At 57.2% G+C, this 10,870-nt stretch carries 9 protein-coding genes; 6 read left to right on the top strand and 3 right to left on the bottom strand.

The annotated features are described in order from the left end of the window. Nucleotides 1-235: 235 nt before the first annotated feature. Nucleotides 236-1,054 carry a methyltransferase domain-containing protein gene (locus ACR0BK_RS20075; protein WP_480556035.1) on the bottom strand — a complete coding sequence of 273 codons (819 nt, stop codon included), beginning with the start codon at nt 1,052-1,054 and terminating at the stop codon, nt 236-238. Between the two features lie 261 nt (nt 1,055-1,315). Next, nucleotides 1,316-3,208, bottom strand: a complete 1,893-nt coding sequence (locus ACR0BK_RS20070; RefSeq protein ID WP_480556034.1) for a hypothetical protein — start codon at nt 3,206-3,208, stop codon at nt 1,316-1,318. A 112-nt stretch (nt 3,209-3,320) separates the two neighbouring features. Between ACR0BK_RS20070 and ACR0BK_RS20065 the strand changes: the two genes are divergently transcribed. The 6 genes from ACR0BK_RS20065 to ACR0BK_RS20040 are packed head-to-tail and all read left to right on the top strand — an operon-like array spanning nt 3,321 to nt 10,508. Continuing rightward, a complete protein-coding gene (locus tag ACR0BK_RS20065) occupies nt 3,321-4,613 on the top strand; it encodes an amidohydrolase family protein (RefSeq protein ID WP_480556033.1) in 1,293 nt (430 codons plus the stop codon). A 48-nt stretch (nt 4,614-4,661) separates the two neighbouring features. Further along, nucleotides 4,662-5,645, top strand: a complete 984-nt coding sequence (locus tag ACR0BK_RS20060) for a BMP family protein (protein ID WP_480521503.1) — start codon at nt 4,662-4,664, stop codon at nt 5,643-5,645. Beyond that, complete coding sequence (locus tag ACR0BK_RS20055) at nt 5,623-7,020, top strand: amidase (protein ID WP_480556032.1); 1,398 nt, start codon at nt 5,623-5,625, stop codon at nt 7,018-7,020. Before ACR0BK_RS20060 ends, ACR0BK_RS20055 begins: the two co-directional genes overlap by 23 nt. Beyond that, nucleotides 7,017-8,537 carry an ABC transporter ATP-binding protein gene (locus ACR0BK_RS20050; RefSeq protein WP_480556031.1) on the top strand — a complete coding sequence of 507 codons (1,521 nt, stop codon included), beginning with the start codon at nt 7,017-7,019 and terminating at the stop codon, nt 8,535-8,537. Before ACR0BK_RS20055 ends, ACR0BK_RS20050 begins: the two co-directional genes overlap by 4 nt. Next, a complete protein-coding gene (locus tag ACR0BK_RS20045) occupies nt 8,527-9,570 on the top strand; it encodes an ABC transporter permease (RefSeq protein ID WP_480556030.1) in 1,044 nt (347 codons plus the stop codon). The genes ACR0BK_RS20050 and ACR0BK_RS20045 overlap by 11 nt, the downstream gene beginning before the upstream one ends. Then, complete coding sequence (locus ACR0BK_RS20040) at nt 9,567-10,508, top strand: ABC transporter permease (protein WP_480521495.1); 942 nt, start codon at nt 9,567-9,569, stop codon at nt 10,506-10,508. Before ACR0BK_RS20045 ends, ACR0BK_RS20040 begins: the two co-directional genes overlap by 4 nt. Before the next feature lie 181 nt (nt 10,509-10,689). On the opposite strand, the gene ACR0BK_RS20035 is transcribed toward ACR0BK_RS20040, so the two are convergent. Then, the coding region (locus tag ACR0BK_RS20035) for a hypothetical protein (protein WP_480556029.1) at nt 10,690-10,870 on the bottom strand (181 nt) is incomplete at its 5' end.

The following is a 10,870-nucleotide window of genomic DNA, read 5'->3' as shown; positions in this document are numbered from 1 at the left end:
ATGCTAGCGTCCAACAGGGCGATTTCCGCGTGGGGCATCCTCGCCCGGTGCTACAACGGTGCTACGCCAGAGAGCAAAGATTAGCTATCAAAGCGCACCCATTCTGACGCTCCCTGAAGCCGACTCTTACCCCATCATGAAAACCAACCCGCAGTTTCCGTCAGTGCTGTCAGCACCGTCAGCCGAAACCGCGAGTGTCGGCTCAGAGCCCACTGCAGACTACCATGTCAACCTGCTAAGGCTTTCGAAGAACGTATCCATAATAGTTGCAAGCACCGAAAAATGTGCCTTCAGCTACAGCGGTTTTGAGATCGGCGGAAATAGCGGCAGCCTCGTCTTCCGTTGACACGCCTGAACTCAAGAGCATCGGGCCTATGGTGTCCACAAGGCCCGCAAAGAAGTCCGGTTTGCCAACTTCCGCTATCAGGTAAGAAAAGCATCTCTCTACAGACAGACCGGCCGCTCTAGCCATTCTTGGCAGTCGTCGCATGACGCGAGGTTGTGTGACGGTTGCTTCGATCATCGCATTGTCAATCTCAGCAGCTCGTTTCGCGTCTGCAGTTTCAAGTGTCGAGGAAGCATAGTCGCCATCAAAAACCACAATTGCGCCACCCGGTCGCGTTACGCGTGCAGCTTCATTCAAGGCGGCCGCTGGATCGTCTAGATGGCTAACGAGGGTATGCATGACAGTTACATCGAACTGGCTTTTTTCAAAAGCAAAGTTGCGTATATCACCAACTTCGAAAGTCGTATTGTGCGAGAGACCTTCGGTCTCGGCCAGTTCACGGGCTTTGGCGATGAGCTGTGAGCTTAGATCGATGCCGGTAACCCGGCCGGAGAAATCCTTTTGGCCGGCAATCCTTCGGGCGACCACACCCGTACCACAGCCAATATCCAGAACTTCATTCGCTTCTGATATTCTTGCGACATCAAGATAGTCGTCGATCATTCCGAGAAAGCGCGCATCTCTCCCGCGTTCTTCAAGTCGAGAGACCATAATCTCAAGCATGTTGGCATCGACTTGATCAGCAATCCTGAATGGATCGTCAGCCATTCCCGTCATCCCTCTTTTGTTTGAAGCATACTTCAATGCGTCTCCTTGCTTCAATCCGACAGCATCGAGAACGAATATCTGGGCACCATCTCAGGTCGTGTCTGTCCGCATATGAACTCTATGCCGAACTGAATATGAAGGACTTTTATGTCCGCTTAGCAGACACGAGCCAACCCCGGTATACGCAACGGCAAGCATAAACAAAAAGGCGCCCGATCCAAGGGATCGAGCGCGTTAGCCAAAAAATTGTAGTACGAACTTTCACCGACTGCTCAATTCTATCACCCGCATCCCGGCTTTGCCTTCCCGACTAAACGCGATGTTCACGCCCTGCCGCCGCAGCACAGGCTGAACCCTGCGCAGGGCCGCGCCGAACCTTGCCTCAGACCGGGGGAAGCTCTGGCTATCCTCTGTCAGCGCCGGGAAGCGATCCCGCAGGGTTTGCTTAAGCTCAGTTGCAGTTCCGCTCCAATGCTGCCGCCCATCCATCAGTGACAGAATTGCCAGCGCGACCGGGTTGGCCTCAACAGCGGTTTGGTCACTGCGGGCGCGATTGGCGGCGTAGGAGTCCAGAAACGCGCCCTGAGCCCATCCAAGGGAATCTTCGGCGGCAACCACCCATTTAGCGAAGTCAGCCATTCTGGGGGCCTCGCGGAGGCTCACAGAGTCAATCCGACCCAAGGCGCAGGATACCGCGTCCAACAACGCACCTAGTATGTAAGGCTTGGCTTTGGCAAAATCGCGATTGAACGCGCCTAAGGTCTTGCGCCTACCGGGTGGGATCACCGGCAGATGAACGCCAATGGCACGATCCGCCAGATCAGGCCGCGCCGCCAGATCGGGAATACCGTTCAGCAGACATGGGCGCGTCGCGTTGAACAATACCTCGTCGCTGTCGGTGTGCAGCTTGCGGGTACCAAATCCGCCACCCGTAGCAATCCGGCAGAACGCATCTGCCATCATCGGGCGGATGGTCGAGAGATTGTCAAAGCTCAGAACGTGGTTGTGCATGGCAGCGATCACCAAGTCCTGTTCGGAATTGGGCGTGCTGCGGGTGCTTGGGCTGGCAGGGTCGATCAAATCGCGCAGGGTTTGCGCGGTGGTGCTTTTGGCGCTGCCCTGTTCGCCTGACAGGATCAGGATAGGGTAGGGGCCTTTGGGATGGAAACATCCCAGAACCCACGCCACCAACATGCGGAAATCATCTTCGCTGTCCACGTTCAGAAAATCGCGCAACAAGTCGATACCGTGTTCATGCCGTTCCGGTACAGGCAGCGCCTGCATGGCTGGTGAGCGCCGAAACCGTGCGGGCGGGTGGCTGACCACCTGCCAGCCCTCGGAGGTGATCGCCACAGCCTGCCAGTCGGTGTCGCCAAGATCGAGATAGACCGTCCGCCCGATGGAGGCGATGCGGCTGGATACGGGATATGTCTCGCCTTCAAACCGGGCCACCCCTTCCAGCATCCTACGCTTATCATCCAGCGCGGCATTGGAGGGGGCTTTGCCCTCGGCTTTGTAATGGGCATAGGCCAGATAGTTGCGGAAGGTCGTGGAACCTACAGGCCAGTGCTCGAAGTGACCCTTGGCCCGTATCGTTACATAGGGCTCACCCTGCGGGGTGTTCCAAAGCTCAAGCCCGTCCACGAGGGCTGCACTTTCATCCCTACGTATAGGTGCAGGCTCATCCCTATGTATAGGTAACGTATATGGATCGACGCTATCCCTACGATACGTAGGGGGATGCGGGTCATTTGCGGCTGCCTGAACCTCGCTCGTCAGGTAAGCGGCGGTTGCATCCGGTAGATCACAGGCGACGCTGTTTATCAGGGCGTCTATCTCGCCTTGTCCCCAACCTGCGGCAATGGCATCGGCCACGTCCCAACCCCTATGTATAGGGCTAGGTATCAGCCCCGCTGAATTATGTGCCTGAACCAGAGCGTCCGTGATTGGCAGGATCAGCGGTGTTGCCCTATGTAACGTAATGAGCTTTTCGGCCAGCTTGGCGGCGTAGCTCTGTCCCGGTTCATCATGGTCAGGCCAGATAATGACAGTACGGCCCGCCAGTGGCGAAAGGTCTGTCTTTGCCAGCGCCTTGCTGCCGCCAAAGCTGGTAGAGGCCAGATACCTGTAGATATGTCGGTACTCGCGGGACATTTTCTTTAACCTCCCAATTTTGGGACGAAGGAGATGTTCATGAAACACAGCAAAAAAATGTAGCATTTTATCAGAATACTTTTACCTTGTGGTCAAATTTGGGGGAAGATGAATGCTCGACATCATCATTAGACAAGCCCAACTGCCGGATGGCCGAGGGCCGTTGGATATTGCGATCAAGGGTGACCGCGTCGCAGAAATTGCCCCCAAGATCAAGGCCGAGGCAGGCGAGGACATTGATGCGGCTGGGCGATTGGTTTCGCCCCCGTTTACCGACCCGCACTTCCATATGGATGCGACCCTGAGCCTTGGAACGCCTCGCATGAATGCCTCGGGCACACTATTGGAAGGCATCGCGCTTTGGGGTGAGCTAAAGCCTCTGCTGACACCCGAAGCAGTAATTGAGCGCGCCATGCGATATTGCGACCTTGCCGTATCGCAGGGATTGCTGGCCATCCGTTCGCATGTGGATGTTTCATCCACACCTTTGGTTGGCGTTGAAGCGCTGTTGGAGGTCCGCAAACAGGTCGCTCCCTATATTGATCTGCAACTGGTAGCATTCCCGCAAGATGGCCTTTACCGCGCAGAGAATGCAGAAAAAAACTTGATCCAAGCCCTTGATATGGGTGTCGATGTAGTGGGCGGTATCCCTCATTTTGAGCGTACGATGTCGGAAGGTGCCCGGTCGGTCAGGAGACTGGCCGAGATAGCGGTGGACCGAGGCCTGATGCTGGATTTGCATTGCGATGAAAGCGACGATCCAATGTCGCGCCACGTGGAAACCTTAGCCTATGAGACCACGCGCCTTGGGCTTGGCGGGCTGGTGACGGCAAGTCATGTCACCGCGATGCACTCGTATGACAACTACTATGCATCGAAGCTCATACCTCTGATCGCAGAAAGCGGCATGAACGTGGTGCCCAACCCGCTCATCAATATAACGCTGCAAGGTCGCTCGGATACCTATCCGCGTCGTAGGGGGCTGACCCGAGTGCCAGAGCTGCGCGCGGCGGGTGTAAATGTCGCCTTCGGACAGGATTGCACGATGGACCCGTGGTATTCGCTTGGCTCCGCCGACATGTTGGAAGTGGCTCATATGGGCGTGCATGCCGTGCCGATGACATCCCGCGAGGCGATGGAGTGGGCGTTTACGTCCGTTACTCAGAATGGTGCCAAAGCAATGGGCTTGCCCGACCCGACGATCCGCGAAGGCGGCCCTGCCAATATGGTAGTGCTGCAGGCGCAGGACCCGATTGAAGCAGTTCGCATGAAAGCCACCCGGCTTGCCGTTATCAAAAACGGAAAGGTGCTGGCCCGCACAGAACCACGAATGGCCGCGCTTTCTTTGCCTGGCCGTCCCACGACCCTGGATCCCGCAGATTACGCGCCCAGGCCCAATACTTAGGAAGTTCATTAACAAGAAGAATTGCCACCAACAGAAGAGGATCTAACAATGAAACTCACCACAACCCGCCGTCAACTGATGGTCGGCGCTGCGGCCACGCTGGCCCTGCCGGCTTATATCCATCGCGTGAACGCGCAATCTGCGATCCGCGTCGCCGGAGTGCACATGTCTCCGGTTGAAAATGCATGGAACAGCCGCATTCACCTGGCGATGCAGGAAGCCGCCGACGCTGGCCTGATAGAGTATGAGTTTTCAGAAGGAGTAGCGCCGACCGACTATCCCCGCGCGATGCGCGAGTATGCCGAGGGAGGTGCGCAAATCATCTGGGGTGAATCTTATGCTGTGGAGCGTGAAGCACGCGAAGTGGCGGGTGACTACCCCGACACCGCGTTTCTGATGGGGTCTTCCGGTGGGCCAGAAGGTGACAACTTCGGTGTCTTTGGCACACGCAACCACGAGGCAGCCTATCTGGCTGGTATGCTCGCGGGTCATATGTCCGAAAGCAATGTCTATGGTTCGGTCGGGGGTTATCCGATCCCCGAGGTGAACCTTTTGATCAATGCTTTCCGCATGGGCGTAAGCGAAGTGAACCCAGACGCCACCTTCGTCAACGGCTTTATCGGTGCATGGTTCGATCCGGCCCGCGCACAAGAGGCTGCGATTGCCCAGATTGATGCGGGTGCAGACATTCTGTTTGGTGAGCGCATTGGCACTGCGGATGCGGCCCAAGCGCGAGGTGTGAAGGCGATCGGTTCGCTTATCGATTATACCCCGCGATACCCGGGCACGGTTTTTGCCAATGCAATCTGGAATTACGGTCCCACAATCGAGGCCATCGTGGCGGATGTTCAGGCCGGTAATCCAACAGGTCGTAACTACACGGAATATTCCTTTATGGCCCATGGCGGCAATGAGCTGATTTATGTCGCCGATGAAGTGCCTGCCGACGCCATCCCGGGGATGGAGGCCAAACAGGCCGCTATTCAATCCGGTGAATGGGACGTTCCGATTGACGAAAGCGAGCCCTCCTGATCCCGAGGGCTTTGACGTGACCGATGCCACAGCTCTTGCAGCTGCCATCACGGCAGGGCAGATCTCTGCCTGCCAACTGATGGAGTCCAGCCTTGCCGCCTGCCACGCACGGGCAGATTTGGGGGCCGTGGTATATCTGGACGAAGATATGGCCCGCGATGGGGCAAAGGTTGCAGACGCTTTGCCACCAGACCAGCGCGGGCCATTTCATGGGGTTCCGTTTTTGGTGAAAGACCTCGGCAGTTTCGCAAAAGGGCTGCCTGCGGCGGCAGGATCCGCGGAGATCCGTGCGCAATGTCGTAAACCCGATAGTGACAGCCACCTGCTGCAACGTCTTCGCCGAACCGGCCTGATCCCTTTCGGCTTGACCGCAACACCTCCCTTTGGCCTTTCCCTGACATGCGAACCCGATGGCATGGCGGCGACCCGCAATCCATGGAACCCTGCGTTGACACCCGGTGGTTCATCCGGTGGCGCCGCAGCCGCGGTTGCAGCTGGTATTGTTGCAATTGCTCATGCCACGGATGCAGCCGGGTCCATCAGGGTTCCCGCTGCGTGTTGTGGCTTGACCGGGCTCAAGCCTTCTCGTGGCGCGGTGCCCGGAGGCCCTGATTTTGCCAATCACCTGATGGGCATAGCGTCTGAACTGATCCTTTCGCGGTCGGTCCGCGATGTGAAGACCGCCTTTGACGCGGTAGCCCAGCCCATGGCCCCGGTAAATCTGCCAGAACGCCCCCGCGTCGCATTGGCATTGCCGGAGCGTTGCGGTGCCGACCAGTGCAAGGCCGCGAAAAGTGCTGCCGACGCGCTGCGCGATGCAGGCTGTGAGGTGTGCGATATTCGTGCCCCCGACCGATTGGGGGATGAGGCACACGCAATCGCCCGAACCATACTTGCTGTTTCCTTGGCCGAGTGGCTGACTGCGCTCAGGATCTCTGATGATAAGATTTCACCGCTTGCCGCGACCATGGCTGCCGAGGGCCGTGCGACACCGGCCACAGCGCTTTTTGCGGCCTCACGACAGCTCGCACGTCTGACAAATCGATCTCGCAAGCTTTTTAAGTCTGCCGATGCCGTCCTGATGCCGATCCTCTCGTCTGCACCGCCCGTTGTAGGCACTTTGGATCTGTCCGGCACCTCCCCAGACGATCACATGGCGCGGCTCGAGGCTTTTGCCCCGAACGCCGCACTTGCAAATGTAGCGGGCTTGCCAGCTTTGGCGCTGCCTTTTGGCATGGCAAATGGTCTTCCACTCGGCGTTCAACTGATTGGTCCCCCTGGCTCGGATTTTGCGCTGCTGAAACTTGGCGCACTTGTCGAAGACCGCGCGCCCGCAATCACTTTTCCGCACCCAATCGCAGGCCTGCCCGCATGACCAAGGTTCTGGAACTAAACGGCATTACCAAGCGTTTCGGAACGCTTACCGCAAATGACGATGTGACCCTGACACTAGAAGACGGGGAAATTCTTGCTCTGTTGGGCGAAAATGGTGCGGGTAAGACGACGCTGATGAATATCCTGTTCGGCCATTACGCAGCCGATAAAGGCTCGGTCAGGGTGTTTGGAAAAGAGCTGCCCCCAGGCCTGCCGCGTGCAGCGATCGAGGTGGGTGTGGGGATGGTACACCAGCACTTCACGCTTGCGGGCAACCTCACGGTTCTGGAAAACGTCATGCTTGGTTCCGAACCCTTGACGCGCGCGCGTTCCGCTCGTGGCGAGGCGCGCAAAAAGCTGTTGCAGATCTCTGAGCGGTTCGGCTTGCCTGTGAACCCCGAGGCCAAGGTTCGGACGCTTTCCGTTGGTGAACGTCAACGGGTCGAGATTCTGAAAGCACTCTATCGCGACGCACGTATTTTGATTTTGGATGAACCGACTGCCGTTCTGGCCCGGCCCGAGGCGATGCGCCTGTTCGAAACGCTGCGTGATATGACAAAAGAGGGCCTCTCGCTTATTTTCATCAGCCACAAGCTGCATGAGGTCATGGCAGCCTCTGACCGTGTGGCGGTGCTTCGTGGCGGCAGGATGGTCGCGGAACGCAAAACACCCGAAACCACACCAGAAGAGTTGGCGGAACTGATGGTTGGCCGCAAGGTTGAGCGTCCCGTACGTCAAGACCATGAGATTGGAGCGCCAGTCCTGATCGCAAAGGACGTGAGCGTGGAAGAAGACGGTGATTTGCGGCTGGATGATGTGTCTTTCGATGTCCATGCCGGTGAAATCCTTGGTATCGTCGGCGTTTCAGGCAATGGTCAGTCCTCCCTCGGTGCGCTGCTGTCAGGATTGGCACACCCAAGTGCGGGTCAGTTAACACTCTTGAACGAAGATATCAGCCATCTGGGTCCGCGCGGCATGATCCGCGCGGGCGCAGGCAGGGTGCCTGAAGACCGGCACGCAGAAGGCGTTGTGGGCGAATTGAGTTTGTGGGAAAACGCGGTGCTTGAGCGCTTGCGCACACCGAGATTTTCGCACCGCGGCTTTGTTCGACAACGCGCCGCCCGGGAATACACTGCGGGGCTGATAGAACGTTTTGATATCCGCGGCGCCAGCCCCGACACGCGAACAAGGCTGCTGTCCGGCGGCAATATGCAAAAGCTGATCCTTGGCCGGGTTCTGACCAATGGGCCGCGTTTTGTGCTCGCAAACCAGCCAACGCGTGGTCTTGATGAAGGTGCAATTGCTTCAGTTCATGCCGAGCTTTTGGCAGCACGGGCCGAAGGTGCCGCAATCCTGCTCATCTCAGAAGAATTGGAAGAAGCTGTAGCCCTGTCAGACCGAATACAGGCCATCGTAAAAGGTCGCTTGTCAGAATCGATATCGACTGATGAAGCCGACCCACAACGCCTTGGCCTGATGATGGCAGGTGTCTGGAAGGAAAATGATGATGCGGCTTGAACGACGCTCACATGTGCCGCTGCATCTTGCGATCATTGCACCACTGGCCGCGATCTTTGCTGCATTGCTTTTGGCCGCAGGTCTCATCGCTGCTGCTGACGTAAATCCGCTAACGGCTTATGGCGAAATGGTGAATGGCGCGTTCGGCTCGCGCCTTTCCATCGCCGAGATGTTGACCCGCGCCACTCCGCTTATCTTTACGGGGCTTGCCGCAGCTGTCGCCTTCCGAGCGCGGCTTTGGAACATCGGGGGCGAGGGACAGTTCTTTGTTGGGGCGCTAATCACGGCTTGGATCGGTCATTCACTCGGGGTTCCAGGGTGGATAGGTATTCCGATCTTGATGTTGGCGGGCATGGCGGCAGGCGCGGCCCTTTTGGCAGGACCTGCCTTTTTACGCTTACGTTTCGGCGTGGATGAGGTGGTGACAACCCTGCTGCTCAACTTCATCGTGATCCTTTTTGTTGGCCTCATGATTGAGGGCCCTATGCGCGATCCGCTGGCCTTTGGGTGGCCCTCTTCGGTGCCCGTAGACGGGGATTACCGCCTTCCGGATCTGATCCCCCGTACACGTCTCCATATCGGGCTGCTTGTTGCTATCGCAGCGGCAAGTGCTGTTTGGCTGATTCTTGCGCGTACTGTTGTTGGCGCTGAAACACGCGCCGCAGGCTTAAATGCCAGTGCCGCTGCCTTTGCCGGAATTTCTCTGCCCCGAACGATCATGGGTGTTGCCTTGCTTTCGGGCGCGCTGGCAGGGCTTGCCGGGTCTGTCGAAGTCTTGGGGGTCACTGCGGGGGTCACCACCACTATGAGCCCAGGATTTGGTTATGCAGGCATTGTCGTCGCCATGCTCGCCGCTTTGCATCCGGCCGGAGTGGTCGCTGCCGCTGTATTCGTCGCCACAGTCTTTGTCGGGGCCGACGCCATGAGCCGTGCGACGGGTGTACCCAGTTTCATTGCCGATGTGATCGTGGCGCTGTGCCTGCTCACCATGATCGTGGCCCTTCTTTTCACAACCTACCGGGTGCGCCGATGAGCGATGCAATTGATCTGCTGCTGAATACCAGTCTTTGGGCTTCCGTGCTGCGTATTGCGACACCGCTCATATTTGGTGTTCTTGGTGCGTTGCTTTGCGAACGTTCGGGCGTGCTCAATCTGGGAATCGAGGGGATCATGACCATGGGGGCGATGAGCGGTTGGCTTGTCGTCTACATGGGCGCGCCATTGCTTGCAGGCCTCATTTTTGCAGCGTTTTGCGGCGCGGTGATGGGATTGCTTCATGCTATGCTGACAGTTCCACTTGGGCTTTCGCAACACGTCTCAGGGCTGGGCATAACGCTGTTTGCATCCGCTTTAGCCTATTACCTGTACAGGTTACTTGTTGAGGTGGGAGATCTGCCTCCTACGATCGAGGCTTTTAAGCCGCTCGATTTTCCGGTCCTGTCAGATATTCCCGTTTTGGGACCGATCCTTTTTAATCAAGCTTTGCCGACCTATCTGGCGCTCACTGCAGTGGCTGTGATGGCCTATGTTCTTGCCCGTACGCCTTTGGGATTGGCCATTCGTATGACCGGAGAGAACCCTCATGCGGTTGAGGCGCAGGGGTTGAACCCGATCCGTATCCGTATCGGCGCAGTTGTTGTCGGGTCAGCTTTGATGGCCGTTGGCGGGGCCTTCCTGACTACAACGGCGTTCAACAGCTTTTTCCCGGGCATGGTGCAGGGGCGCGGTTGGATCTGCATCGCATTGGTAGTCTTCGCTGGCTGGCGGCCCGGTAAGGCTTTGATTGGCGCGATGTTGTTCGCTTTCTTCGATGCCTACCAACTGCGATTGCAGACAACGGTTGAGGGTGTGCCATATCAGTTGTTCCTCATGGCACCGTATGTACTTTCGATCGTTGCGCTGGTCCTTGTCGCCCGCAGAGCCGAAGTCCCAGCGGCGTTGATGGCACCCTACCGACGCGGCGAACGTTAGTGGCATATTTTCGAACATATTGGCCAGGAAACGATAAAATCATCAAAATAAACATCTACTCGACCAGACAATGAAGAGCTGGGCACGAGACCTTAACCACATTCCGGAAAACTCTTGACACTATCTATATATTAACGCTCCGGCGTCATTCAGTCGCGCAGATTGAAATCCGGTCTCAAGGCTACTTGAATGTCTGCGTTCGAATATTCGACCTGACAGGCTCACGCACGCAGCGAATGTCCGGATTGGATCGATATTGTTGAAAAACAACGTGTTGCTGGCGCAGAGAGAGGCGTACCGAACTGAGCGCGAGTGCCTTTCTTGTCAGGCTTTGCTCGTTTGCTGCGGTGCGGGAAAGATCT

The sequence above is a fragment of the Ruegeria sp. AF1 genome (assembly GCF_056542125.1).
The sequence above is the reverse complement of the archived record's forward strand: the minus strand, read 5'-3'. Positions and strand labels throughout refer to the sequence as shown.

What these genes read in the sequence shown, in the direction of transcription:
- ACR0BK_RS20040 (WP_480521495.1), top strand. Translation starts at nt 9,567, where the DNA reads ATGAGCGATGCAATTGATCTGCTGCTGAATACCAGTCTTTGGGCTTCC.
- ACR0BK_RS20070 (WP_480556034.1), bottom strand. Translation starts at nt 3,208, where the DNA reads ATGTCCCGCGAGTACCGACATATCTACAGGTATCTGGCCTCTACCAGC.
- ACR0BK_RS20045 (WP_480556030.1), top strand. Translation starts at nt 8,527, where the DNA reads ATGCGGCTTGAACGACGCTCACATGTGCCGCTGCATCTTGCGATCATT.
- ACR0BK_RS20065 (WP_480556033.1), top strand. Translation starts at nt 3,321, where the DNA reads ATGCTCGACATCATCATTAGACAAGCCCAACTGCCGGATGGCCGAGGG.
- ACR0BK_RS20050 (WP_480556031.1), top strand. Translation starts at nt 7,017, where the DNA reads ATGACCAAGGTTCTGGAACTAAACGGCATTACCAAGCGTTTCGGAACG.
- ACR0BK_RS20060 (WP_480521503.1), top strand. Translation starts at nt 4,662, where the DNA reads ATGAAACTCACCACAACCCGCCGTCAACTGATGGTCGGCGCTGCGGCC.
- ACR0BK_RS20075 (WP_480556035.1), bottom strand. Translation starts at nt 1,054, where the DNA reads ATGGCTGACGATCCATTCAGGATTGCTGATCAAGTCGATGCCAACATG.